Source organism: Corallococcus sp. EGB (genome assembly GCF_019968905.1).
Classification (GTDB): Bacteria; Myxococcota; Myxococcia; order Myxococcales; family Myxococcaceae; genus Corallococcus.
This window is the reverse complement of record NZ_CP079946.1, coordinates 1,699,781-1,724,515: the sequence shown is the minus strand read 5'-3', so window position 1 is coordinate 1,724,515 and position 24,735 is coordinate 1,699,781. Positions and strand designations below refer to the sequence as shown.

Annotated in this window: 24 protein-coding genes; 13 read left to right on the top strand and 11 right to left on the bottom strand. The window is 68.9% G+C overall.

Annotated features, from left to right (window positions below):
* Positions 1–8: 8 nt before the first annotated feature.
* From KYK13_RS07115 to KYK13_RS07095, 5 genes are all read right to left on the bottom strand, one after another.
* Complete coding sequence (locus KYK13_RS07115) at positions 9–950, bottom strand: hypothetical protein (RefSeq protein WP_223642997.1); 942 nt, start codon at positions 948–950, stop codon at positions 9–11.
* Entirely contained in the window at positions 947–1,786 is an 840-nt protein-coding gene (locus tag KYK13_RS07110; protein WP_223642995.1) for a zf-HC2 domain-containing protein, read from the bottom strand. The genes KYK13_RS07115 and KYK13_RS07110 overlap by 4 nt, the downstream gene beginning before the upstream one ends.
* The gene (locus KYK13_RS07105) at positions 1,783–2,412 is read right to left on the bottom strand and encodes an RNA polymerase sigma factor (protein ID WP_223642993.1); all 630 of its coding nucleotides are present in this window, start codon (positions 2,410–2,412) and stop codon (positions 1,783–1,785) included. The genes KYK13_RS07110 and KYK13_RS07105 overlap by 4 nt, the downstream gene beginning before the upstream one ends.
* Positions 2,413–2,442: 30 nt before the next feature.
* Complete coding sequence (locus KYK13_RS07100; RefSeq protein WP_223642991.1) at positions 2,443–3,069, bottom strand: hypothetical protein; 627 nt, start codon at positions 3,067–3,069, stop codon at positions 2,443–2,445.
* 140 nt (positions 3,070–3,209) lie between these two features.
* Positions 3,210–4,028 carry a hypothetical protein gene (locus KYK13_RS07095; protein WP_223642989.1) on the bottom strand — a complete coding sequence of 273 codons (819 nt, stop codon included), beginning with the start codon at positions 4,026–4,028 and terminating at the stop codon, positions 3,210–3,212.
* Positions 4,029–4,244: 216 nt separating this feature from the next.
* Between KYK13_RS07095 and KYK13_RS07090 the strand changes: the two genes are divergently transcribed.
* Both KYK13_RS07090 and KYK13_RS07085 read left to right on the top strand, forming a co-directional pair.
* Complete coding sequence (locus KYK13_RS07090; protein ID WP_223642987.1) at positions 4,245–5,432, top strand: LamG domain-containing protein; 1,188 nt, start codon at positions 4,245–4,247, stop codon at positions 5,430–5,432.
* A 33-nt stretch (positions 5,433–5,465) separates the two neighbouring features.
* Positions 5,466–5,966: a hypothetical protein gene (locus KYK13_RS07085; protein ID WP_223642985.1), complete on the top strand. Its 501-nt coding sequence runs from the start codon at positions 5,466–5,468 to the stop codon at positions 5,964–5,966.
* Between the two features lie 84 nt (positions 5,967–6,050).
* Here the strand turns inward: KYK13_RS07085 and KYK13_RS07080 are convergent, their stop codons facing one another.
* Positions 6,051–7,019, bottom strand: coding sequence for a M91 family zinc metallopeptidase (locus tag KYK13_RS07080; RefSeq protein WP_223642983.1), 969 nt, complete (start codon positions 7,017–7,019; stop codon positions 6,051–6,053).
* A gap of 442 nt (positions 7,020–7,461) precedes the next feature.
* Between KYK13_RS07080 and KYK13_RS07075 the strand changes: the two genes are divergently transcribed.
* Positions 7,462–7,797, top strand: a complete 336-nt coding sequence (locus tag KYK13_RS07075; protein ID WP_223642981.1) for a hypothetical protein — start codon at positions 7,462–7,464, stop codon at positions 7,795–7,797.
* Positions 7,798–7,883: 86 nt separating this feature from the next.
* Here KYK13_RS07075 and KYK13_RS07070 read toward each other — a convergent pair whose 3' ends face one another.
* Both KYK13_RS07070 and KYK13_RS07065 read right to left on the bottom strand, forming a co-directional pair.
* Positions 7,884–8,915: an outer membrane protein assembly factor BamE gene (locus KYK13_RS07070; RefSeq protein WP_223642979.1), complete on the bottom strand. Its 1,032-nt coding sequence runs from the start codon at positions 8,913–8,915 to the stop codon at positions 7,884–7,886.
* A 77-nt stretch (positions 8,916–8,992) separates the two neighbouring features.
* A complete protein-coding gene (locus KYK13_RS07065) occupies positions 8,993–10,078 on the bottom strand; it encodes a vWA domain-containing protein (protein ID WP_223642977.1) in 1,086 nt (361 codons plus the stop codon).
* A gap of 194 nt (positions 10,079–10,272) precedes the next feature.
* Between KYK13_RS07065 and KYK13_RS07060 the strand changes: the two genes are divergently transcribed.
* From KYK13_RS07060 to KYK13_RS07050, 3 genes are all read left to right on the top strand, one after another.
* Positions 10,273–11,508, top strand: coding sequence for a styrene monooxygenase/indole monooxygenase family protein (locus tag KYK13_RS07060; RefSeq protein ID WP_223642975.1), 1,236 nt, complete (start codon positions 10,273–10,275; stop codon positions 11,506–11,508).
* 142 nt (positions 11,509–11,650) lie between these two features.
* The gene (locus KYK13_RS07055; RefSeq protein WP_223642973.1) at positions 11,651–12,274 is read left to right on the top strand and encodes a hypothetical protein; all 624 of its coding nucleotides are present in this window, start codon (positions 11,651–11,653) and stop codon (positions 12,272–12,274) included.
* A gap of 58 nt (positions 12,275–12,332) precedes the next feature.
* Positions 12,333–12,920, top strand: coding sequence for an NIF family HAD-type phosphatase (locus KYK13_RS07050; RefSeq protein ID WP_223642971.1), 588 nt, complete (start codon positions 12,333–12,335; stop codon positions 12,918–12,920).
* A 222-nt stretch (positions 12,921–13,142) separates the two neighbouring features.
* Here KYK13_RS07050 and KYK13_RS07045 read toward each other — a convergent pair whose 3' ends face one another.
* Entirely contained in the window at positions 13,143–13,505 is a 363-nt protein-coding gene (locus KYK13_RS07045) for a cytochrome c oxidase assembly factor Coa1 family protein (RefSeq protein ID WP_223642969.1), read from the bottom strand.
* A gap of 195 nt (positions 13,506–13,700) precedes the next feature.
* Here KYK13_RS07045 and KYK13_RS07040 point away from each other — a divergent pair, with 195 nt between their 5' ends.
* The 7 genes from KYK13_RS07040 (at position 13,701) to KYK13_RS07010 (ending at position 20,937) form a co-directional block, all read left to right on the top strand.
* The gene (locus KYK13_RS07040; RefSeq protein WP_223642967.1) at positions 13,701–14,129 is read left to right on the top strand and encodes a tellurite resistance TerB family protein; all 429 of its coding nucleotides are present in this window, start codon (positions 13,701–13,703) and stop codon (positions 14,127–14,129) included.
* Between the two features lie 43 nt (positions 14,130–14,172).
* Positions 14,173–15,072 carry an aspartyl/asparaginyl beta-hydroxylase domain-containing protein gene (locus KYK13_RS07035; protein ID WP_223642965.1) on the top strand — a complete coding sequence of 300 codons (900 nt, stop codon included), beginning with the start codon at positions 14,173–14,175 and terminating at the stop codon, positions 15,070–15,072.
* A 19-nt stretch (positions 15,073–15,091) separates the two neighbouring features.
* Complete coding sequence (locus KYK13_RS07030) at positions 15,092–16,000, top strand: ADP-ribosylglycohydrolase family protein (RefSeq protein WP_223642963.1); 909 nt, start codon at positions 15,092–15,094, stop codon at positions 15,998–16,000.
* Positions 16,001–16,034: 34 nt separating this feature from the next.
* A complete protein-coding gene (locus KYK13_RS07025) occupies positions 16,035–17,093 on the top strand; it encodes a Gfo/Idh/MocA family protein (protein WP_223642961.1) in 1,059 nt (352 codons plus the stop codon).
* 145 nt (positions 17,094–17,238) lie between these two features.
* Positions 17,239–17,643, top strand: a complete 405-nt coding sequence (locus tag KYK13_RS07020) for a DoxX family protein (RefSeq protein ID WP_223642959.1) — start codon at positions 17,239–17,241, stop codon at positions 17,641–17,643.
* Between the two features lie 86 nt (positions 17,644–17,729).
* A complete protein-coding gene (locus KYK13_RS07015; RefSeq protein WP_223642957.1) occupies positions 17,730–18,671 on the top strand; it encodes a DUF808 domain-containing protein in 942 nt (313 codons plus the stop codon).
* A 172-nt stretch (positions 18,672–18,843) separates the two neighbouring features.
* A complete protein-coding gene (locus tag KYK13_RS07010) occupies positions 18,844–20,937 on the top strand; it encodes a PQQ-dependent sugar dehydrogenase (RefSeq protein ID WP_223642955.1) in 2,094 nt (697 codons plus the stop codon).
* A gap of 51 nt (positions 20,938–20,988) precedes the next feature.
* Here the strand turns inward: KYK13_RS07010 and KYK13_RS07005 are convergent, their stop codons facing one another.
* Both KYK13_RS07005 and KYK13_RS07000 read right to left on the bottom strand, forming a co-directional pair.
* Entirely contained in the window at positions 20,989–23,457 is a 2,469-nt protein-coding gene (locus KYK13_RS07005; protein ID WP_223642953.1) for a phosphoketolase, read from the bottom strand.
* Positions 23,458–23,470: 13 nt separating this feature from the next.
* Entirely contained in the window at positions 23,471–24,535 is a 1,065-nt protein-coding gene (locus KYK13_RS07000) for a class I fructose-bisphosphate aldolase (protein ID WP_223642951.1), read from the bottom strand.
* Between the last annotated feature and the right edge of the window lie 200 nt (positions 24,536–24,735).

Here is a 24,735-nt window from a genome sequence, read left to right as displayed (position 1 = left end):
CTCCTTGTTCAGGTCCACCCACCGCAAGCCCTGGGCATCGCGCAGCGTGAGCCGAACCGGGGGACGGCGTCCACCTTCAGCGTCACCGCCGAGCGCACCGCCCGCAGGTCCACCAGCGTGGCCTGGGGACTGCGCCCCGGACCGAGCGCGAAGAGGCGGGGCCGGAAGAGCGGGTTGGGAATCTCCCTCGCCGCGATGTTCGCGAAGGCCTCCAGCTCCGCATACGTGATGCGTCCATCCCCGTCCGCGTCCGCGGCCCCCATCAGCCCCGAGCGCACCACGTGGCTGAAGACACCGGACTGGAGCTCGGACCACTCGTAGACCTCGGCCTCGGCGCTCGTGGACAGCAGCACGCCGACCGCGGGCAACCGCTGCGCCAGGCTCCGCGTCATGTCCTCCGGCGTGGCATAGCGCCGCCCACCTGCCTTGCGCGGGCTCACCACGAAGAAGGAGTTGCAGCTGTCCAGGATGACGTGTGCGCGCGTGGCATCCACCTGGCGCAGCAACGCCTGCAGGTCATCCGCGTCGAAGGCCCGGTCGCTCAGCTCCAGAAAGCCGCGCCCCTGGTCCACATCGCCGTGGCCAGCGAAGACGAAGTAGAAGTCCACCTCGCGGCCCGCGCGCTTCACTTCCGCGATTCGCGTGGCCAGCGACCGCGCCGCCGCCGCGACGTTCTCCGAGCTGGGAGCGCGGACCTGCGGCTCCAGCGCGGGGAAGAGCCGGCGGGTATCCGCGTCCAGCCCGGTGAGGAGCACCACGTCCTCGGGCTCCGCCAGCATCGAGAAGAACTCGTGGTACTTCGCCCCGTCGTCGTCCGCGTACTGCAGCACCGCGCGGCCGGGCGCGAAGCCCTGGTTGTTGGCCACCACCAGCGCGAACACCGCTGGCGCCTCGGCCGCCGCGGAGGTGGACAGCGTGAGCATGACGAGCAGCGGAAGCAGGAACCTCAAGGCGTGGCCCCCGCTCCCGCCATGACGACGGACACCGACTCCACCGCGGCCTCCGGCCACTGTCTCCGCAGCGCCTCGGGCGTGCGCCCTTCCGGCGGGAGCGACTCCACATCCATCACCCCCAGCGGCGAGCGGGTGACAATGGACACGAGGCGCAAGGGCCCGGGCGCCGGCTCCTCCAACACCACCACCTCATCCAGCGCCCGAGCCTCCGCCGACGGCATCAGCCGCACCGACGGCTCGTTCGCGTCCTCACGCAGGTGGGCCGGATAGAGCCAGTGCACCTCGCCGCGCGCGTCCTGGGCGAAGGCCAGCAGGTACACCGGCTCGCGCGTGTCCAGGTTGCGGTAGCGCACCCCGAAGCCTGCATCCGCGGACACCACCGAGTCCGGCGCCAGCGGCGCGGCGCCTGTGTGGAAAGTGACGCCCACGCTTCGGCCCAGCGTCGCCGCCACCGGCCCGCCGCGCGCGGTAAACGTCTCTCCGAGCCCGGGCCCCGGTCCGGACGAGGGCCGCAGCATGAACACCGCCAGCCCCGCGGCGAGCGCGGCGGCCACGGCCCCTCCCACCCAGGGCCGGGCCCTCAGCGGACTCACCCGCCGCTCCCCGCCCCCCGCGAGCACCCGACGCATCACCCGCGCCACCGCCTCCTCCGTGGGTGCGGCCGGATCCAGCGGCGCGGCGATGCGTGCGACGAGCGCCTCGGTCTCCCGCAGCTGGGACTGGCAGCGCGCGCAGCCCCGGGCATGGTCCCGCAGCGCCTGCGCTTCTTCCTCGGAGAGCTGCCGGTCGACGAGCTGCGGCCACACCGACGGCTCGGGGCATGCCGACATCATGGACTTCCTCCCGGCACCATTTCGCGGAGCTTCTTCAGCCCATGGAACACGCGCGAGCGCACCGTGGACTCGTTGCGCCCGACGATGCGGGAGATCTCCGCGTAGTCGAGCTCCTGGTCGAACCGCAGCAGCAGCACTTCGCGGAACTTCTCCGGCAACTCCAGCAGGGCCTCGCGCACGCGCCGCATCCGCTCGCGCTCCAGCAGCTGGTCCACCACGTCCGCGGAGGCCGGCGAGGCCACGGCCTCCACCCGGGCTCCGTCGGGAGCCTCCGCCTGCCAGCGCCCGCGCCGGCCCGCATCCCGGACGCGGTTGCGGCACAGGTTGCGAGCCAGCGTCAGCATGAAGACGACGAAGGGCGCGCGGGGCTGGTACTCGCGGCGCGCCTCCCACACCCGCACCAGTGTCTCCTGCGCCAGCTCGTCGCCCTCCGCCGTGCTGCCCACGGACTTGCCGCAGTAGCGCGCAAGCCGCGCGTGATGCCGGCGCACCAGCTGCTCGAAGGCCTGCGTGGACCCACCCGCGGACAAGAGCATGAGCTCCTCGTCCGAGCGCGACTCGAGCTGTCGCCGGGCGTCCCCCGGGAAGGGCAGGACCGAAGCAGGAGCGGTGGTGGAATCCGACATGGAGCGGCGCCAGAAAGACTAGCGGACCTGTTACAGGACGGAGAAGCCGCCGGAAATGCCCAGGATCACGCCGCCCGGCCGGGCGAAGCGCAGGTTCCGTTCCTCACTGTCGGTCAGCTCGCGCTCACCGCCCGTGCGGTACGTGGCGGGATCCAGGCGGTAGGCCCAGCCCCCCTCGAAGGCGAGCCATCCGCGGCGCCCCAGGTCCATGCGGTAGCCCAGCGAGGCATTGGCCGTGGTGACCGCCGAGCGGATGACGCTCAAATCCACCCCATCCTCCTCGCCGAGCCAGGTCGTGCGCCCCAGGTTGTGCGCCAGCGCGCCCTGGAGGAAGAAGCCGCGCGAGACGCCCAGCGGATATACGCGCGAGTGCGCGGTGAAGCGCACGCCCCACAGCCCTCGTCCCACGCCTGCCCCCAAGGACACGAAGTCCACCGGTCGCAGGTCGGCCATCAGGCTGAACCCCGAGAACAAGCCCTGGCCCCCGGCGTTGTTGACGCCAAAGCTGCCCCCCACGTCGAGCCGGTGGCCATACGACGGGCCATTCCGGATGGAGCCGGGCGGCCCGGAGTCCACGGGTGCCTCGGCATGGGCGAGCGTGGACATGGCGAGGGCGGCGAACAGCGAGGCGGCGGCGACAGCGCGAGCGGGCTTCATGGGTTCTCCGGGGCCGGTGGCGCGCCCCTGTGGCGTGAATGCCCGGAGAACCCCAGCGGCCAGCGCGCGTTTAAAACCTTCATTTCGGCCCGATTTTCCGCGCCGGACGCGTGCTGCCCGTCACTCGCGGAGCCATCCATTCACGGCCGCCACGCCCCTGACTGAACCGCCCAGCCGCGCGGGCCCTTCTCCAACAGAAGCCGCACGGTTCCGGATGACGCGGATCCGCGCTCGCCCTCATGGACCCTGTAGGTGAAGGTCCACGCGTCATCTCCCCACGTGAAGTCCTCGAGGATGAGCTTGACGCCTTCGCGAAGATCATGGCTCCGGCGCTGCAAGGTCCATCCCGGGACGTGGAGCACTTCCTCGATGGGCGCATCCAGCGAGAACGGCTGGATCCGGAGCACACAGACGCGATTCGCGGTCTTCAGCCCCAGACACTCCAGCACCCAGGACACGGCACACTGGAGGCGCGGCGCATCCTCCTCCTTCGCACGGATGACGTCGGTCCACCGCTCTCCGACAGACCGGGACAGCCGCCAGCCGTCGCGGCGAGCATCGGGGCCCTGGACCTTGCGCAGAATGCGAACCGGGGTGTGCGCCAGCGTGGACTCCACGGAAGACAGCGCCTCCGCCCGCTCCAGGGTCCACCACCGGTCGAAGGTCTCCACGGTCAGCGGCGGAGCTCCCAGCAACCCCGTGAGCACCCGCGCCGTCTCCAGCTCGGTGTCCTCCTCGGCAGCCGGCCTGGCGTCATCCGCGCGGTTCATGAAGCTCGCGAGCACCGCGAGCTTGAGGAAGGTCTGCTCGTCCTCGCCCTGCCCTTCGTAGTCATGGTCCCCTACCTCTCGCTGACTCCAGAGGTGCGGACGATCCAACCGCAACCACGCGGGAACGCCCTTCTCCTTCAACCATGACAGGAGCGTTGGCGTGGGATGCACGACGTAGAACCGATCCATCACAAAGGCCAAGAGCGACCTCCATCTTCGAACGCCGTCAACCGTAACCGCTTCGGCGTCCTTGATGAATGCGAGCAAATCCAAGGCGCGGGCCTCCGCCTTGGGCCTACCGGATGCGCTGTCATTAAAAGACTTCAATCCCTTCCAAGCTCTGCAGGAATGTCAGAGGGCTCCTGTATCTCCTCATTCGCCATTTTCCCCGGCTAAGGAGGCAGTGTGAAAGGATTCAAGTGGATGTTGGCCGCCGCCGTCGCGGTCATCGCGCCTGTCACGACGAGCGAGGCCGTGCCCAACCGGGTCACCAACGGCCTGGTCGGCGAGTGGAAGACCATCACCTCATCGCCGTTCGGTCTCCCCGAGCGGGCCCTCGACACGAGCGGCCTGAACCAGACGGCCACGGCCGTGGGCGGCTCGGTGCTGTCGTGGGGTTGGTGGGACAACGGCATGAACCTGGTGGGGGACAAGTACCTCCAGGTGGCCAACTCGCCGAACCTGAACTTCGGTACCGGCAGCTTCACGCTCACGGCGTGGATCCGCATGACGGACACCAGCCGCTACAACAAGACCATCATCGACAACCGGGGCACCGACGGACGCGGCTATTCGTTCGCGGTCACCGAAGGCAACAAGCTGCTGCTCCAGATGGCGGACGAGACGGGTTGGCTCAACTTCCTCTCGGAACCGTATCTGGTGCCCAATCGCTGGCATCACGTCGCGGTGAGCGTCAACCGCACCTCGTGGCCGGTGCACATCGCCTTCTACATCGACGGCTACGACGCCGGCCTGGCCACGCCCAAGATGGGCAACATCAACAACACCAACAACCCGTTCTTCATCGGCGGCCACAAGGACACCCAGGGGTACCGGTTCTCCGACCGGCTCGACGAGGTGTTCGTCTTCAACCGCGCCCTACCCAATTACGAGGTCTGGAACGTGCTCAACCCGGGGCGGCCCAGCTACACGCCGTCCTACTGGAATGACAACAGCCGGCAGGGCCAGAACAACTGCTACAACTACGCCAACAACAAGGCCACCAACACCTTCGCCCAGCCGGGCCGGGCCTCGGGTTCGCAGGCCACGATCATGGATTGCTCGGTGGTGCGGCAGGCCGCCATCAACGATGGCCTGGAGCCCCTCTCCGACTATCCGAGCACGATCCTGAACTTCAAGACCGGCGCCGCGCTGGTGGTAGCTCCGGGCTACGACTACCACTGGTACCGGCTCGACGAGAACGGCACCTGGACCCACAAGCCGGGCGGGACGCGCGCCACGAACCTGGACAACTCGGGTCAGGTCATCACGGATCCGCGCACCGCCAACCGCGGCCCTTACACCCAGTTCTGCGGCTTCTTCAGGATCTGGTCGGACATCGCTGAAGGCTACGGCCACGAGTCCATCAATTAGTCCTCCCCTTCCCCATTCCACGGAGAACCTTCCATGTCGCGTCTTTCGTTTCGTGCGTTCGTCGTGTGCGGTGTGCTGGGGTTGGGTGTCGCCGGGTCGCTGACGGCCTCCGCGTCCGACCTCCAGGCCGAGCAGCCCCAGCAGGGGCTGCGCGTGACGTATCTGTTGTACTCGGGCCGTCCCAACCCGAGCGTGCTCGTGACCGACCCCGCGCAGGTGCGCGGCATCGAGGAGCAGCTCGCCCGGGCGCAGGCGAGCGGCCACCTTGCCGCGGTCCCCGAGTCCCCGGCCGTCCTGGGCTACACCGGCGTCCAGATCGAGCGGCTGGGCGACGCGAGCCGGGGAAGCGCCCCCATGGTGCTGCGGGGCGACGTCCTGCGGGAGCAGGCGGCCCCTGAACAGGCGGCCCTCGCGCCCTCGTCCGCCACGGTGTCCCGTGACGTCGCGGCGCTCGAGTCTTCGCTGATTGACCTGGGCCGTGCGCAGCAGGTGATTGGCGACGTCGAGCTGTCGGTCATCCGCTCGACGAAGTAATCCCTGACGCCGCTCCAGAACCGCGGGCCCGCGCACAGCCTGGCGCGGGCCTGCGGTGATGACAGTGTGCCGTCAGCGAGCGCGCTACTCGCTGACGGGCGTCTTCTGCTTGTAGGCCTCCAGCTTCGCCGCGTCCTCCTTGGACAGCTTCGGATCCAGGTCGACGGAGCCCTTGAGGAGGCGGTCGAGCCCCTTGTTCTTCACCTCGGCCTTGTCCGCGTAGAAGGTCCGCTGCGGCAGGCCCTGCTCGTGGCGGTAGGTGTTCTCCGACGGGCGGGTCAGCTTGCCCTTGCCCTCGATGAACGCGCTGTCCTTGAAGCCATCCAGGCCCGCCGCGCTCATCTCGCTCAGCGACAGGTCCTGCTTGTTGCCACGCTTCACCGTCGTCTTCGTGTCGATGGTGCCATCCACGTACTCGCGCGCGTGATGCAGCTCGTGGAGGAGCGTGGAGTCGGACGGCTTGTTCTTCGGCGTGCCCCAGGCGCCGTACTTCTCCTTGTGCGAGGCGTGCTTCGGGTCGGGGATGCCGTCCTGCGGGCTGTACTCCACCTTGGCGCCCTCCTTGATGCCGAACGCCTTGCTCTCACCCGACTTGTCGGTGGTGCCGCTCTCGTCCTTCTTCCAGATCTGCACGTGCTTCTCGGTGGTGCCGTTGAGCCCCGAGTGACGGTTGATGCCGTTGAGCTCCATGCGGCCCGTCTCCGTGCCGGAGATCTTCTTCAGGTCCTGGAGCGCCGCCAGCGTGAAGCCCGGCTGCTTGTCCGTCTCGCCAATCTTGATCTGCCCCACCGTGGTGATGCGCACCTTGCGGTTGTCCTGCAGCGCCACCTCCTCCGTGCGCACGGGCAGGCCGGGGCTCAAGAGGTCGCGGCGGATGCCGTCGGTGAGCGTCTTCTCCTCGGGCGGCTGGCTCACCGGCTTCGGATCCCCCAGCGGCTTCTTCATGAACCAGTCGTCCGGCTTCGCCTTCGCGGGGGACTTGGGCGTGGACGGCGCCTGCGACGCGCCCGCGGTGGGCATCTTCAGGGATGGCATCTTGAGTTTGGATGGCATGGGGAAGCTCTCCTGGGGGATGGCGCAAAGCCTATCGCAGAGTCCCTGGCGCCCGCCTGATGACAGAAGTCATCAGCCCCTACGACGGCAGTCACCAGGAGCGCAGGCCGGCGCCTCATGCGGTCCAAACAAGATCAACGATTTGCGCATGCCCTGGCAGGACCCAGGCATTGGCATGCCCGCTGCTACGGGTGTCCTCGTCGCTGAAAGCAACACGCACTCCCCTTCCAGAAAAGAGTCCCGTCATGGCCATCCGCTCCGTTCGCAGCCCCGCCGCCAAGCCCACCCCCTCCGTCCAGCCGCCGGCGCCCCCCGCCTCCAAGCCCACCACCCCCCAGCCGTCCTCGCTCTCCAAGCCCACCACCCCCCACCAGCCGTCCGCGGTCTCCAAGCCCACCACCCCAGCCTTCCGGGCGCCCCGACGTCCTCCCCCGCTGGGAAGGTGGACGGCAAGCCCTCCGGTCCGCTGGCGGGCCTGAAGCAGGACGGCTTTGACGTCGGCGGCATCGGCGGCAAGGCCGCGGAGTTGGGCAAGCTGCTGGAGGGCGCCGCCTCCGTGCTGAGCAGCATCGCGCAGCTGGTGCAGGGCATCACGCAGGGCGTGCAGGGTGTCGCCGAGGGCGTGCAGGGCGTCGCGGGCGCGGTGGGCGGCGCCGCGGGTGCGGTGGGGGGCGCCGTGGGCGCGGTGGGCAACGCCGCGACCAGCGTGCTGTCCCTGGCCCAGTCGCCGATGCAGGACCCGACGGCCGGCATGAACGAGGCCCCGGCCCTGGAGTAGTCCGCCGCGAAGGCTGGCGCGACGAAGAAAAAAGGCGTGGCGGCGATGAGCCGTCACGCCTCTTTGCCGTCAGGGTGCCGCCCGCGCTACTCGATGGCGGCGACCTTGTCGTCCTTGAACTTCACGCGCACCTTGGTCGCCTTCGACTTCCAGTAGGTCCAGGTGCTGGAGTGGAACGACGGCGTCTCATGCGGAGGCGGCGGGCCCCACGCCATGCGCACGGCCTCGCGGCTCATGCCGGGCTCCACTTCCGACGCGGCGACCCGACGGCGGTCCTCCGGCGACAGCGCCTCCATCTTGGCGGCCTGGTCCTCCAGCGCGAACGCGGCCTGGAACAGCTTCCAGGTCTCCGACCCCGAGCGCGAGTCGTTCTCGAACTCGAGCTCCGCGCCGGTGTCCACGACCTTGAACTTCACGGACGACGAGCCCTTGTCCAGCACCTCCACCTTCGCGTTGAACGGGATGATGGGGCCCTTGAGGTAGTTCACCCAGGACACGGTGCCCGCTTCGAAATGGAAGTTCGCGGTCGCGTGGTAATAGGTCTTCTCCACCGGAGCCGGCGCGGCCACGGGCGCGGCCGCGGGCTCGTCACCCACGCGCACCACCTTGCCATCCGGGCCGAACTCCACCTCGAACGTGGACAACTTCGAGCTCCAGTACGTCCAGCGGCTGGACTGCAGCGACGGCGTCCGGTGCGGCGGCGGCGGGCCGGCCGTCAGCAGCACGGCCTCGCGCGACATGCCCCGGGCCAGCTCTCCGGCCTGGACCTGCTTCTGCTCCTCGGGCGTCAGCGCGGCGATGCGCGGGGCGGGGTCCTGCGCGGAGAAGAAGCCGTCGAACAGCACGTTGATGGGCTTGCCCAGGCTCCGGTGCGTCACGAACCGGAACTCGACGCCGGAGTCGATGACCTTGCAGCGCACCTCATCGTTGTCGCGCTTGAGGACCGCGACCTTCGTCCCCACGGGGATGGCCGCGCCCTTGCCGCGGTAGTTCACCGCGGAGAGCTGGTTCTTGTTGAGCAGGAAGTTGGCCTGGGAGAACAGCACCTCGGCCTGCGCCCCCATCGCAGTCAGCAACCCCAGCGCGAACACCGCGCCAAGGACATTCTTTCGAAACACGTGAAAACCCCCTCGGGTGGATAGCGGCGCGGTTGTAGTGGTGTCCCGCGCGTGGCCGCAAGAGGGCCCCCTGCGCTTCAGGCCGCGGCGCGTGCTCCGTCCCAGTCCTCCACCTCGTAGAGGAACTTCGTGCCGCCCTTGAGCTTGCGATTGGCGGACGTGCTCTGGACGAAGACGACGTACTTCTCCAGGCTCGCGGGCCGGATGCGCACCGTCTCCCCGGGCGGCAGCCCGAGCATCTCCCGCGCGCGCTCGCCGCTGTAGAGGTCGCCGGACTTGCGGTCCATCAGCACCACCTCCTTGCGGCCCTGGATGGTCTCCGTCTTGGTGAACTCGTAGAAGCCGCGCCCCGTCTTGAAGCCCAGGCCGTTCTCCGTGACGAACTCCTTGATGGCGCAGTCCCCCTCCACCTCCAGCACCTGGAAGCGCCCGGGCGGCACCGCCCGCAGGTCCGCCTCGCCGAAGAGCGTGGACGCGGCCCGCTTGAGCATCGTGTTGAACATCGCGTTGAGGCCGCGGCTCATGCGCCCCTCGCGCGACACCTCGGCCTCATACGCCTGCAACTGCGTGTCCGAGGACTGCTTGTAACAAACGGCCAGCAGCATGTCGGTGACGTGCGAGAACTGATCCAGGCTCAGGTGGAAGCCGCCCGACTTCTCCGCCAGCTCCTTGTAGAACGACGTCGCGTGGCGGCGGTTCAGCGCCTGGACGCCATACACCGGCACGCCCTGGGCTCCCAGCGCGGCCACCTCCTTGCGCCAGTCCAGCTTCTTCGGGTTGTGCTGGGGCGGGTGCGGCACGTCGTCGCCAATGAGCACGAACGCCTTCGTGTAGCCCTCCGTCCAGGACAGGCTTCGCGCCTCGTGCAGCACCAACTCGTAGCACTCCGGCGCGTCTCCACCGCCCGTCTGCTCCACCTTCTCCACGAAGCGGGTGATGGCCTTGGCGTCGTCCGTGAGGTCCAGCGCCTTGGTCACATAGGTGGACTTCGCGTCACAGTAGTCGCCGTGCGCGATGATGCCGATGCGGATGCCTGGAATCTCCTTGGTCAGCCGGGCCACCGCGGCGCCCAGCTTCTTTCGCACCTGCGCGAGGCACGGATACATGCTGCCCGTGGTGTCAAAGCTGAAGACGACCTCGACGCGGTTATCAATCACAGACATGGCCATTGACGTGTTCCCCCTCGTGCGTTTCTCGCTGCGACAGGAAGAACAGTACTCGCGGGGTCTGACATGGACGGGGGCTTCGGGGCGTTGGTTTTCCGGGCGGGGTCGTACCGGAGTACGTAGCCAGGAAGGCGCCCCGGGTCCGTACTCTCATGGCGGGGCGTGACGCCCGGACATCATCAGGGGGGACCATGAGGAACATCGGCATCATCGGCGCGGGCCAGGCGGGGCTTCAGCTCGGCTTTGGCCTGCTGGAGAAGGGCTACGCCGTCACCGTCTATTCGGACCGCACGCCCGAGCAGCTCTTCAACGCCCGGCTGTCCGCGACCACCTACCTCTTCGGCCGCGCGCACCAGTACGAGCAGGAGCTGGGGCTCGACTTCTGGCAGGGCCCGGGCGAGTACGCCCGGGGAGGGGACCTGGACATCTGCGCGGCCCCGGGCCAGCGGGTGTTGCGCATCCAGGGGCGCATCCTCCACCCGGGCAAGGCCGTGGACCTGAGGGCGAAGTACTCGCGCTGGCTCGCGGAGTTCGAGCGGCGCGGCGGCACCGTGGTGGTGCGCGACGTGGATGTGGAAGCGCTGGAGGTGATCGCGCCGGAGCATGACCTGGTGGTCGTGACGGCAGGCCGCAACAGCTTCACCAGGCTGTTCGAACGGGACGCCGAGCGCAGCGTCCACACCCAGCCGCAGCGCCGCCTGACGGCAATGATTGTCACCGGCATGAAGCCGCTGCACGAGACGCCCTACCCCGCGCTCAAGTTCATCCTGACGGCAGGCCATGGCGAGTACTTCTCCATGCCGTACTTCGACCGCATCCGGGGCCCGCTGAGCTGCATCCTGATGGAGGCCATTCCCGGACGGGGGCTGGACCGCTTCGGCGGTGTGAGCACCGCGCGGGAGGCGATGGAGCGGATGAAGCAGGTGCTGCGGGACTTCTCGCCCTGGGTCGCGGAGCGGCTGGAGCGCGCATCCATCGTGGATGAGTCATCCTGGCTCACCGGCGCGTTCACGCCCACGGTGCGCAAGCCGGTAGGCCGGCTGCCGTCGGGGCGGGCGGTGCTGGGGCTGGGGGATGTCGTCATGCTCAACGACCCCATCGCGGGCCAGGGGCTCAACAGCGCGTCCAAGCAGGCCCACGCGATGACGCAGGCCATCCTCGCGCACGGCGACCAGCCCTTCACCGCGGACTGGATGGAGCAGAGCTTCGAGCACTTCTGGAGGACGGAGGGCCAATACATCACCGCGTTCACCAACATGCTGCTCCAGCCGCCCCCGCCGCACATGCTGGACTACCTGGGAGCCGCCTCGGAGCTCCCCTCCCTGGCCGACACGTTCTTCGACAACTTCGGGGAGCCGCAGCGCTTCTGGCCATGGATTGCCAATCCCACCGAGACCGAGGCCGTCATCCGACAGGCCGCCGCGTAGGAGGCCGGATTCTGGCGCGGGGCTCCGCGTCGCCGTGTTGCCCACCTTCCCGCATCTCTTCCTGCCCCGCCGAGCAAGGCCCCGCCGGCCTCTGCTAGCCTCCCGGCCGTCCCACACGGGTGGGACAGGAGGCGACGCCGGGATGGACTCACTGGACGCGCGCATGGAGCGGCTGGAGGGCCGGCTCCGAAGGTGGCAGGGCCTCACCCTCGCGGCCTTGGTGCTGGCCGGAGTGGGGCTGGGAACCGCGGCATTGCGTGACGAAGCGCCACGGACGGGGGAGCTGGTGGCTTCCCGGTTGGTGCTCAAGGACGCCCGGGGCCGCACCCGGGCCAGCCTGGAAGCAGGTCCCCATGGCGGCGCGGCGCTGGTGTTGAACGACAGCGAGGGCCGTCCCCGGGCGCTGCTGGGCGTGGGCGAGGACGACTCGCCCCGGCTGCGCTTCTCCACCGCGGAGGGCGAGTCGCTGGCGGAGCTGATGGTGTTCTCGGACGAGGCGCCGCGCCTGACGCTGTCCAAGTCCGGAGGCGCGGAGCTGTTCTCCGTGGGGCTCCAGGTGGACGGCTCATCGCGGCTGGAGCTGGCGGACGTGACGGGACGGCCCCGCGCCATCCTGGGCGCGGACGAAGAGGGCTCGCCCGGCCTGCTCCTGGTGGACCGGCGGGGACAGCCTCGCGTGGAGCTGCGCGTGGGCAGCTCCGACGAAGCCAGCCTCGTGCTGGAAGGCCGCAACGGTCAGGTGTTCCGCGCGCCCGGCGTGCAGTGACGCCGCGCCGTCACGTCCGGAGGGGGCCGGACGTCGTCAGCACCTCGGAGAACGACTGGTGACGGCGCCCACGGACAGCATCCTGTTGGTCCTGGACCTGGATGAGACCCTGGTCCACGCGAGCGAGAAGCCCCTGGCCCGGGAGGCGGACTTCCAGGTCCTCGGGTACTTCGTCCACATGCGTCCGCACCTGGAGGCCTTCCTCCGGGAGTGCGCCGCGCGCTTCCGGCTCGCCATCTGGTCCGCGGGAGATGACCGGTACGTCGCGGAGATCGTGAAGCGGATCGTGCCGCCGGAGCTCGAGCTGGACTTCGTCTGGGGGCGAAGCCGGTGCACGTACGCGCTCGACCGGTCCGGCGTCCAGCGAGACGGGTTTCTCGATGCGTCCGCGCACTACGACTGGGTCAAGAAGCTGCACAAGCTGAAGCGGCGAGGCTACCGGCTGGAGCGGGTGCTGATTGTCGATGACAGCCCGGCCAAGTGCATCCACAACCACGGCAACGCCATCTACGTCCGGGAATACGAAGGCCAGCGGCACGACACGGAGCTGCTCGACCTGGCCCGGTATCTGGCGATGCTCGCGGACGTGGACAACGTCCGGCGCATCGAGAAACGAAACTGGCGGAAGCAGCTCACCGAGGACTGACGCTTCGCGCCAGGGGTTGCTTTCGTCGGTGTCGTCCGGGGCGAGGCGCACGATTGCGCGCGGTCTCCGGGATGGCGCTGGGAGGGAGCATGAAGATCTCCAGCTGACTGAGCGAGAGCTCCTTCGCCTTGGCGACTTCCTGGATGAGCTGCGCGATGCCTCCGCCGGTGGCCCGTCCCCGCCAACACCTTGCAGGTGGCGCCGCGGAAGCCGCCGACGACCTCAGTACCCGCCGACGACGTTGACCGTCTGGCCATTCTGCGCCACCACGCGAAGGCGGCTGAAGCCCCAGACCTGGCTCGTCCGGACGGCCTTCACGTGCAGCACGCCGTCCTGTTTGCTTCCAGAGAGCGAGATCTCCATTTCGGCGATTGCGTCATCGCCTTGAACGTTCGTCTTGCCTGTGAAGAAGAAGCTGCCCGTCACGGGCGCGCCCAGTGTCTGGACCACTTGATGATGGTTCACCACGCGCGCCAGTGCTTCATCACGGGGAAACTGGCTTCGGAACCACAGGCCGCCACAGCCGCAGCACATCAACGGCAATCCCACCAAGGCTCCGAGCACCCACTTCAGTGTTGGCGACATTCCTGGCTCCTGACCCTGCCGGGCGTGGTGCGGCGTGCAAGGGCACTCTAAACAGCCGCCCGGCATGGGCGAAAATCCGGACGGAATCCGTTTTCGCTCCGCGCGAGCGCCCATTAACCTGGGTCTCCCAGCAGCCCTGTCCCACATCTGTTCACGAGCCCCGGCCGGCGGCATGCCGTCCGCTCTGGAGATGAAATGACGCGCGAGTATCCCGAGGAGCAGCTCCTGGCGTTCATCCAGGCCATGGCCAACGTGGCGGCGAGCGACGGTCGCGTCACCGAGGACGAGCGCCAGCAGCTCGATGACGTGGTGCGGGGCCTCGGGCTGTCGCCCCGGGAGGAGCGGGTCGCCGCGCTCATCGAGAAGGAGTTCCAGAAGCCGGGCAACCTCGCGGACATCGTCCGCAAGATTGAAAACCGCGAGCTGCGAGCCTCCGTGCTGCGCATGCTCGTCGAGGTGGCGTGCGCCGACGGGGAGATCGCGACCGGGGAGCGCGCGGCCGTGAAGGACGCCGCCAGGACCTTCGGCATCGACACATCGGTCGCCGACGAGCTCATCGCCTGGACGCTCGACTCCATCAAGCTGGACCAGCGCGAGAAGGAGATCATGTCGAAGCTGCTGTGAAGCTCCGGGACATCCACTCCCGCATCGCCCAACCGGAGGCCCCATGGTCGCGCAGACGTCACCCGAGGAGCTCACCGCGCAGGTGCGCCAGCGCATCGTCGACCTGGCCCGGCAGGGCGGCTACTTCGACGCGGTCCTGAACGCGGGGCCGGAGCTGGACCGGCTGAAGCACTACCTGCGCATGCTCGCGGGACAGGTGCCCGCGCCCCCCAGCCGGCCCGAGCAGTCCCCCACCATCTTCCCGCCCTTCCCCGGCCTGGACGAACGGCCATGGCGCGACCCTCCGCCGCCGGCCGCGAAGGCGCTGGAGGAGTGCCTGGCCGCGGTGACGCGCGACCTGGAGCGGCTGGAGCACGCGGACCTGCTGCACTACGACTCCGGCATCGTCGGCACCGGCCGCTGGACCGTGCACCCCATCTACTTCGGCGGCGAGCGCACCGACCGTCTCTTCTGGCCCCAGCTCGCCATGGAGGAGACAGCGGCAGCGGTGCGGTCGCTGGACGGCGAGTGCACCGACTTCCCGCTGGCGGACGTGCTCTTCTCCTCGCACGAACCCGGCACCACGCTAACGCCGCACTGCTCGTGGGACGGCTTCCGGATGCGGCTGCACCTGGGGCTCCGGGTGCCGGAGGGCTGCGGCATCCGCGTGGGCACCGAGAGCCGGCACTGGCAGCCGGGCCGCGTGCTCACCTTCCACGACTCCTTCGAGCACGAGACCTGGAACCGGGGCACCGAGCGCCGCGTGGTGCTCATCGCGGACTGCTGGCACCCCGGCCTCACCGTTCCGGAGCGAGACGCCCTGCTCGGCCTCACGCGCAAGTTCGAGGTCCGCGCAATGCTCGCGCAATTGCGCGTGCCGGAAGCCATGTCCGAGCCCCTCCTCGTCCGCTTCGCGGAGCAGGAGCGCACGGACGCCCGGGTGCGCCACTTCTGGAACATGTGAGCCGCGCCGGAGACAGGGCATGAGCGTTTCCTCTCCCGATGCGCGGATGGCACGTGCGCTCGTCTCGCTGGACGGCGTATCCGTGGGAGATGCCTTCGGCGAGCGCTTCTTTGGCCCGCACGAGCTCGTGCAGCCCTGGGTGGAGCAACGGCTGCTGCCGCGCGCCCCCTGGGCCTATACCGACGACACCGAGATGACGCTATCCCTGGTCCAGGTGCTGGAAGACCACGGCCACGTGGATCCGGATGCGCTCGCGCACCTCTTCGCGAAGCGCTACCGCCGCGACAAGAACCGCGGCTATGGCGGGACCGCACACGACATCCTGTGGAAGCTCGGGCTTGGCCTTCCCTGGCGTGAAGTGTCCTCGGAGGTCTTCGAAGGCCAGGGCTCCATGGGCAATGGAGCAGCCATGCGCGTGGCCCCCCTGGGTGCGTACTTCGCGGGAGACCTGGACCGGGTGGTGGCGGAAGCGCGCGCGTCGGCGCAGGTGACGCACATGCATCCGGAGGGACAGGCGGGCGCCATCGCCATCGCGGTCGCCGCCGCGTGGGCCTGCCAGTGGCCACAGGTGCGCGGATCCACGACGGAGCTCTTCGACACGGTGCTGGACTGCACGCCTGCCGGAGCCACGCGTCAGGGGCTGGAGAAGGCCCGGGCCTGGCCACGGGACACGAGCCCCTCTGCCGCGGCGCGCACACTGGGCAGCGGGCAGAAGGTCCTCTCCGAGGACACCGTGCCCTTCGCCGTGTGGTGCGCGGCCAGACACCTGGACTCCTTCGAGGAGGCCCTCTGGTGCACGGTGGCTGGCTTCGGAGACCGGGACACCACCTGCGCCATGGTGGGGGGAATCGTCGCCCTGAGCGCGGGGCGTGCCTCCATTCCGGCGCCCTGGCTCTCCGCCCGGGAGCCGCTGCGCAGACGGGTGTGACGACGACTCGAACCCAGCGGATAGATTCGCATCCGTGAGCGCCTTCCCCACCGCCCTCCCCTCCGTCGAAGCCATTCCCTTGCGCGGAGGACCCACGCTGCGCTGGGGCGTGCTTGCTCCGGGGCGGATCGCCGGGGGCTTCGTCTGGGCCCTGCACCGGCACACCGACCAGCGCGTCCACGCGGTCGCCTCGCGGGCTCCCGAGCGCGCCGGGCGCTTCGCCGCGCAGTACGGCATCCCGTGCGTCCACGCGTCGTACGAGCAGCTCGTCGCCGATCCCCACGTCGACATCGTCTACGTGGCGTCACCTCACAGTGAGCACAAGCGCCAGGCCCTGCTCGCCATCGCCGCTGGCAAGCACGTCCTCGTGGAGAAGCCTCTCGCGCTCGACGCTGGCGAGGCCCGGGACATCGCGCGGGCGGCTCGTGCCGCGGGCGTCTTCGCCATGGAGGCCCTGTGGTCTCGCTTCCTTCCGCAAACCCTGCTCATTGAACGCCTCCTGCAGGACGGCGTGCTCGGAGACATCCAGCTGGTCTCGGCGGACTTCGGCGGCCGCTTCGACTTCGACCCCGAAGGCCGCGTCTTCAACCCCGCGCTTGGCGGGGGCGCCCTGCTCGACATCGGCATCTATCCCATCTGGTTCGCGCACTTCGTGCTCGGCCCTCCGCCTCATGTGCATGCCACGGGGTCCCTTGCGCCCACCGGCGTGGAGGGACAGGCGGCCCTCGTCCTCACCTACCCCACCGGTGCCCAGGCGCTGCTGCACACCACCCTCTTCGCGGAGACGCCCCAGGAGGCCGTCGTCGCCGGGACGCACGCGCGCCTCCAGCTCGAGTCGCGCTTCTTCACCCCCACTGGCTTCACGCTGAAGGCCGCGCGGTCGGATCAGCGGCTGCACTGGACCGACCCGTCCGGCATCCACGGCAGCGAAGGCCTCGCGTGGCAGGCGGCCGCCGTCGCGCGGCACATCGCCGAGGGACACACCGAGTCCCCCCTGCATCCACTCGCACGGAGCATCGCGTTGCTCGAAACCATCGACGCGGCGCGAAGCCAGCTGGGCGTGGGCATGGCGCTCAAGGCCCGCGTCCTGTGACCCGAACCGTTATGACCCATCCATCAGTCATTGTCATTCCAGCGGCTGTATCGCTGAGTGCGCGGCGTGGACACGGGCCCGCCGTTATGGTTCACGGGCGCGTGCCGGGACCTTTCCTTTCCCCGGCACACACTTGGAGAACACCATGGGATTCCTGCGGCCCCACGCTGAACGCATCTACGCCCTGTTCCGCATCGCCGCGGGACTGATGTTCATGCTGCACGGCATGCAGAAGCTCTTCGGCCTGTTCGGCGGGATGCCCGCCGGGGCGCCGCCGTTCATCGTCTACGGCGCGGGGACCATCGAGTTCCTGGGCGGCCTGCTCGTGGCGCTCGGGCTGTTCGCCGGCCCGGCGGCGTTCATCTCGAGCGGCACCATGGCGTTCGCCTTCTTCATGGGGCACGTGATCCCCAACGGAGGCAACCTCAACCCCCTCCTGAACAAGGGCGAACTCGCGGCGCTCTACTGCTTCGCCTTCTTCTACATCTCCGCCCACGGCTCCGGCATCTGGAGCGTTGACGCGGCTCGTGGGGGCGCACCCCGAGTGTGAGCTCCAGCCGTGCCCTGGACCGTCCGCTGTGCTAATCCGCGCTGACAGCAGGGTGACGTCCCCACCCCTCGGACCGGAAGACATCCATGGCAGGCAGCAGCCTGATTGCGCTCATCGACGACATCGCCACCATCCTGGATGACGTCTCCATCCTGACCAAGGTGGCGGCGAAGAAGACCGCGGGGGTGCTGGGAGACGACCTGGCGCTCAACGCGGAGCAGGTGACGGGCGTGAACGCGGACCGCGAGCTGCCCGTGGTGTGGGCGGTGGCGAAGGGCTCGCTCGTCAACAAGGCCATCCTGGTGCCGGCGGCGCTGGCCATCAGCGCGCTGGCGCCCTGGCTGGTGACGCCGCTCCTGATGGTGGGCGGCGCCTTCCTCTGCTTCGAGGGCTTCGAGAAGCTCGCGCACAAGTTCCTCCACGGCCATGAAGAGGACACGGCGCGCCAGGCCGAGCTGCGCAAGGCGCTGGAGGCCCCGAACGTGGACCGGGTGGCCCTGGAGAAGGACAAGATCAAGGGCGCGGTGCGCACGGACTTCATCCTCTCCGCGGAGATCATCGCCATCACGCTGGGCACGGTGGCGACGGCGGACTTCCCCACCCGCCTCACGGTGATGGTGGGCGTCGCGCTCATCATGACCGCGGGCGTGTACGGAATCGTGGCGGGCATCGTGAAGCTGGACGACGCGGGCCTGTACCTCACCCGCAAGGGCGGCGGCTTCGCGCGAAGCCTGGGCGCCGGCATCCTCCGCGCGGCACCGTTGCTGATGAAGTTCCTCTCCGTCGCGGGCACGGCGGCGATGTTCCTGGTGGGCGGCGGCATCCTCGTGCACGGCGTCTCCGGCCTGCACCACGCGGAGGAGTCCTTCTCCGCGTGGGCCGGGAAGGTCCCGGCCGTGGGCAGCATCCTGGGCGGGCTTGCCCCCATGCTGCTCAACGCCGCGGTGGGGCTGGGCGCCGGCGCCGTGCTGGTGGTGCTCTTCACCCTGGGCCAGAAGCTGTTCAAGGGCCGCGGCGCGAAGAAGTAGCCACAAGCCGGGGCGCTCGGAAGCGAGGAGGCACCGAGAGCCGCCCCCCGGCGGGCATTTGAACCCGGGTGTCTGTTGATGGCCGCTCAACACCCGCCCGTGCGCGCCACAGAGTTCACTTGAGACCTTCCTTGAACTTCCTGAAAGAGAAGGAATGCAAAGGAGCGTCACAATGCACGTGCATCCCCCTCCCGCCGCCGTTCGCCGCGCGGGGCTGGCCTTCATCTTCCTCGCCGCCGTGGCCTGTGGGGAGAAGCCGGAGAGCAGCCCCGAGCTCCAGGCCCAGATCGCGGCGGTGACCGCCGGCTCGCGGCTCATCGGTGTGCAGTCCGGCCGCTGCCTCGACGTGGCGCAGAACAGCCAGACGCCGGGACAGGAGCTCCACATCTATGACTGCCACGGCCAGGTGAACCAGCGGTTCCTGTTCACGCCGGAAGGCGAGCTGCGCGCATTCGGCGGCGCGTGGTGCGTCCAGCCCGCGACCTCCACCTCCGGGGCGAAGGCCGTCATCGCCACCTGCGATGGGACGGCGAACCAGCGGTGGGTCCGCAACTCCAGCGGCGCGGTGGTCCACACGGCGACCGCGCTGTGCCTCGACGTGTCCGGGCAGGCCACCGCCAACAGCTCGCCGGTCATCGTCTGGACCTGCAATGGCCAGACGAACCAGCAGTGGTCGCTGCCGCCGGACAGCCAGCCTCCCACCGTGCCCACGGGGCTGACGCTGTCCAACGTGACGTGCAACACGGCCACGCTGTCGTGGTCGCCGTCCACGGACAACGAAGGCGTGGCCTTCTATGACATCTACCACGACGGCCAGCTGATGAAGTCCGTCTCCGGCGCCGTCGTGTCCACCGCGCTGACGGTGATCCCCGGCGCGACCTGGGGCCTGTATGTGAATGCGCGGGACGCGGCGGGCAATGTCTCCCAGGGCAGCGCCTCGGTCTCCATCACCCCGCCGCCGTGCCAGGCGGACACCCAGGCTCCCACCGTTCCAACCGGCGTTACCGCCACCGCGTCGGGCACCAGCGTGACGGTGGGCTGGACCGCGTCCACCGACAACGTGGGCGTGAGCGCGTATGACGTGTTCCGGGGCGGCGTGAAGATTGGCACGGTGTCCGGCTCGCCGCCGGGGACGACCTTCGTCGACAGCGGCCTGTCTCCGAACACGGCCTATGCCTACGCCGTGCTCGCCCGCGACGCCCAGGGCAATGCCTCCGCGAAGAGCGCGTCCGTGACGGTCACCACCGGACAGGCCTGCGCGAACGCCGTCTGCTCCGTCACCCAGGTGGCCACCGACACGGACATCCCGTGGGGACTGCTGAACCTGCCGGACGGCACGGTGCTCTACAGCCGCCGCGACGCGCAGAACATCGTCCGCCTGGACCCGGCGACGGGACAGAAGACGTCCGTGGGCACCGTCCCCAACGTGCAGAGCACGGACGGCGAGGGCGGGCTGATGGGGCTGGCGCTCTCCCCCACCTTCTCCACCGACCCCTGGCTGTACGTGATGCACACCTCCCCCACCGACAACCGCATCGTGCGGCTGCGGTATGAGAATGGCGCCCTGAACACCGCCTCGCTCCAGGTGCTGGTCCAGGGCATTGGCCGCAACAAGTTCCACAATGGCGGGCGCCTGCGCTTTGGCCTGGACGGCAAGCTCTACGCGTCCACCGGCGACGCCCAGAACGGCGCGTACGCCCAGGACATCAACAACCTGGCCGGCAAGGTGCTGCGCATCAACGCGGACGGCACCGTCCCTTCCGACAACCCCTTCGGCAACTTTGTGTGGAGCTACGGCCACCGCAACCCGCAGGGGCTGGCGTTCGACTCGCAGGGCCGCCTGTGGGAGCAGGAGTTCGGCAACTCCGTGATGGACGAGACCAACCTCATCCAGAAGGGCGGCAACTACGGCTGGCCGGACTGCGAGGGCACGGTGTCACAGGGCGGCTCGGGCTGCGCGACGCCCGGCTTCATCGCCCCGAAGCAGACCTACTCCACGGCGGACGGCTCCTGCTCCGGCATCACGGTGGTGCGTGACGTCCTCTACGTGGCCTGCGGCCGTGGCTCCCGCCTCTACCGCGAGGTCATCAGTGGCTCCAACCTGACCAACGTGCAGCAGTTCTTCGTCGGCACCTACGGCCGCCTGCGCACCGTCGAGCCGACGCCGGACGGCAACCTGTGGCTGACCACCACCAACCAGGGTGACAAGGACAGCATCCCCGACAACAGCAACGAGCGGATCTTCCGCGTCGAGCTGGGGCAGTAGCCGCCACGACACTCACGCATGGCACCGCTCGCGCCATGCGTGAGCGGCCCTTCAATCCGGCCAGGTCCAGTCCGAGATCTCAGGGCGGTCCCGGCCGTGCTCATGCGCGTAGGCCAGGCTGTCGAGGATGGCGTTCTTCATCTCCTCCTTCAGGTGCCCCGCCTTCACCTGCAGCCCCGGCACGCGATCGATGACGTCGATGACCAGGTGGAAGCGGGACGTGTCGTTGAGGATCGCCAGCTCGAAGGGCGTGTTGATGTTGCCCTTCTCCCGGTAGCCATGCACGTGCAGGTCCTCGTGGTTGATGTAGCGATAGGCCAGCTTGTGGATGAGCGAGGCATAGCCGTGGAAGCTGAAGATGATGGGCTTGCCCGGCGGGAACAAGCTCTCCAGCTCGCGCTGGGTGGACCCGTGCGGATGCTCCGCCGATGACTGCAGCTTGAACAGGTCGACGACGTTGATGAAGCGCAGCTTCAGCTGGGGTGCGCGCGCACGCAGGATGGAGGCGGCTGCCAGGGCCTCCTGTGTCGCGACGTCGCCGCAGCAGGCCATGATGACATCCGGCTCCGCGTCCTCGTCCGTGCTGGCCCGCTTCCAGATGCCAATCCCCTTGGCGCAGTGGGCGACGGCCTCGTCGATGTTGGTGAACTGGAGGTGCTTCTGCTTGTCCGCGACGATGACGTTGACGCAGTCGGTGCTGCGCAGGCACTGGTCCGCCACCACCAGCAGCGTGTTGGCGTCCGGCGGCAGGTAGATGCGCGTGACCGAGCCGGACTTGTTCGTCACCAGGTCGATGAAGCCCGGGTCCTGATGTGAGAACCCGTTGTGGTCCTGACGCCACACCGTCGAGGAGAGGAGGATGTTCTCCGAGGAGACGGGAGCCCGCCATTTCACGTGGTTCTTGCTGATGTCCAACCACTTGGCGTGCTGGTTGAACATGGAGTCGACGACGTGGGCGAACGCCTCGTACGTGTGGAAGAGGCCGTGGCGTCCCGTGAGCAGGTACCCTTCCAGCCAGCCCAACAGCGTGTGCTCCGACAGCATCTCCATGACGCGGCCGTCCCGCTCGAGGTGCCCCCCATCCGCGTCCTCCGGCAGCAGGGCGGCCATCCAGGTCTTCCCGGTCACCTCGTAGAGGGCCTGGAGCCGGTTGGAGGCGGTCTCGTCCGGGCCGAAGACGCGGAAGCTCGTCGGGTTGTCTCGCATGATGTCCCGCAGGAACTCGCCGAGCGGCTTCGTGTTCTCATGCAGCGTGGTGCCGCGCGAGCCGACCTTGACCGCGTACTCGCGGAAGTCAGGCATCCTGAGCGCCTTGCGGAGCAGGCCGCCGTTGGCGTGGGGGTTCGCGCTCATCCGATGGGGCCCCTTGGGTGCGAGCGACCGGAGCTCCGGCATCAGCCGTCCCTCCGCGTCGAACAGCTCCTCGGGCCGGTAGCTGCGCATCCAGTCCTCGAGCGCCTTCAGGTGCGCCGGGTTGTCGCGCACGTCGCCGAAGGGGACCTGGTGGGAGCGCCAGGAGCCCTCCAGCCGGTGCCCGTCCAGCTCCTTCGGGCCGGTCCAGCCCTTGGGCGTGCGCAGGATGATCATGGGCCAGCGCGGACGCGTCGGGGTGTCCGACAGCCGGGCCTTCTTCTGCAGGCCGCGGATCTCCTCGACGGCGCGCTCCAGGGTCTCCGCCATCTTCTGGTGCATCTGCGCCGGGTCGCTGCCCTCGACGATGTAGGGCTTGTAGCCATAGCCGACGAACAGGGCCTCCAGCTCCTCCTGGCTGATGCGGGAGAGGATGGTGGGGTTGGCGATCTTGTACCCGTTGAGGTTCAGGATGGGCAGCACGGCGCCGTCCCGCACGGGGTTGAGGAACTTGTTCGAGTGCCAGGCCGTCGCGAGCGGTCCGGTCTCCGCTTCGCCGTCACCCACGACACACGCGACGATGAGGTCGGGATTGTCGAAGGCCATGCCGTAGGCGTGGGAGAGGCTGTAGCCCAGCTCGCCGCCTTCGTGGATGGAGCCTGGCGTCTCCGGAGTGACGTGGCTGCCGATGTGCCCGGGGAAGGAGAACTGCTTGAAGAACTTCCGCATCCCGTCCGCGTCCTGGCTCTTGTCTGGATAGACCTCCGAGTAGGTCCCCTCCAGGTACGCTGGCCCGAGCACGCCCGGGGCGCCGTGGCCCGGCCCGGCCACGAAGATGACGTCGAGGTTCTGCTCGACGATGAGCCGGTTCAGGTGGACCCAGATGAACGAGAGCGCCGGGCTCGCGCCCCAGTGGCCGAGCAGCCGGTACTTCACGTCCTTCGGCATCAGGGGCCTGCGCAGGAGCGGGTTGTCCTGGAGGTAGATCATCCCCACCGACAGGTAGTTGCACGCCCGCCAGTACGCGTTCATCAACTCCACTTCCCTGGCGGTAAGCGGTCCTCCGCCCCGGGTCCGCTCCCGGCCTGGAGCAGAGGGCCCTGGGCCATGCTCCCTGGCGGACACCGGTGGCCCATACTCCGACGCTTCCGTTCCTTCGGGGTGTGCCATGACATGTCTCCCATTAGTGATGGGTGTGGAGTGTTGAGTCGGCCGGAGCGAAACCCGCTTCGCCCTCCATGGCCGCGCTGTACCTGCCCAGGGCCGCCGCGCTGTCACACCAGGCGCGGTGGTGGAACGCCCGCTGGGCAGCGGGAACCTGCGCGCGCTGGCCCCGCCACGCATCGAGCGCCTCGTCCTGCAGCGCGCGCCCGAAGGAGAAGCTCAGCGTCCAGGGCTTCGGTCCTGCCAGTGCATTGATGGCGTTGAGGTGCTCGGTGGCCAGGACCGCGTCCTGTCCGCCGGACAGGAAGACGATGCCGGGGACCGCGGGCGGCACGTGGCGCGTCAGGACGCGCAAGGTCGCCTCCGCTACCTCCGCCACCGAGGCCTGCCTCGCGGAGTCATGGCCCTCGGTGACCATGTTCGGCTTGAGCAACATCCCTTCCAGGGTCACCCGCGCGGCGAAGAGCTCCGTGAAGACCGCTTGCAGCACGCGTCCCGTCACGTGCTCACACCGCGCGAGCGCGTGCGCTCCCTCCATCAGGACCTCGGGCTCGACGATGGGCACCAGGCCCTGCTCCTGACAGAGGGCGGCGTAACGCGCGAGCGCGTGCGCGTTCGCGTGGATGCACGTCGCAGAGGGACGTCCATCGCGGAGGGTGAAGACCGCGCGCCACTTGGCGAAGCGCGCCCCCAGCTCGCGGTATTCCTTCAGCCGCTCGCGGAGCCCGTCGAGGCCTTCCGTGACGAACTCTCCCGGCGCGCCGGCCAGGGGGTGGACGCCGGCGTCGACCTTGATGCCGGGGATGATGCCGCGGCCCACCAGCAGGTCGGCCAGCGGGATGCCTGCCGCGCTGTCCTGGTGGATCGTCTCGTCCTGCAGGATGACACCGCCGATGTACTCGGAGATGCCGGGCGTACTGAAGAGCAGCTCCCGGTAGGCGCGGCGGCTGTCCGCAGTCGACTCGATCTCTCGCGCGCTCAGACGCTTCGTGATCGTGGAGACCGTCTCGTCCGCCGCCAGGATGCCCATTCCGTTGGCAATGATGGCTCGCGCGGTTTCGCCGAGCCCCGGCATCGTCGGCATGTCTTCCTCCCATCCTTGGAGCCAAACTTGAGGGCGTCCCGGTGCGCCGGCAACCAGCGGTGTGGCGCTCGGCAACGAAGCTGCCTCCGGGCGCCGGGCAGGAGGGTGCGGCCCGCATCGCGATGCCATCTTGAGCTCGCGGCCGCACTGTCACTGACAACGCCCGGCGTGCGGTCGCGGCAGCGGGCGGGCGGAGACAG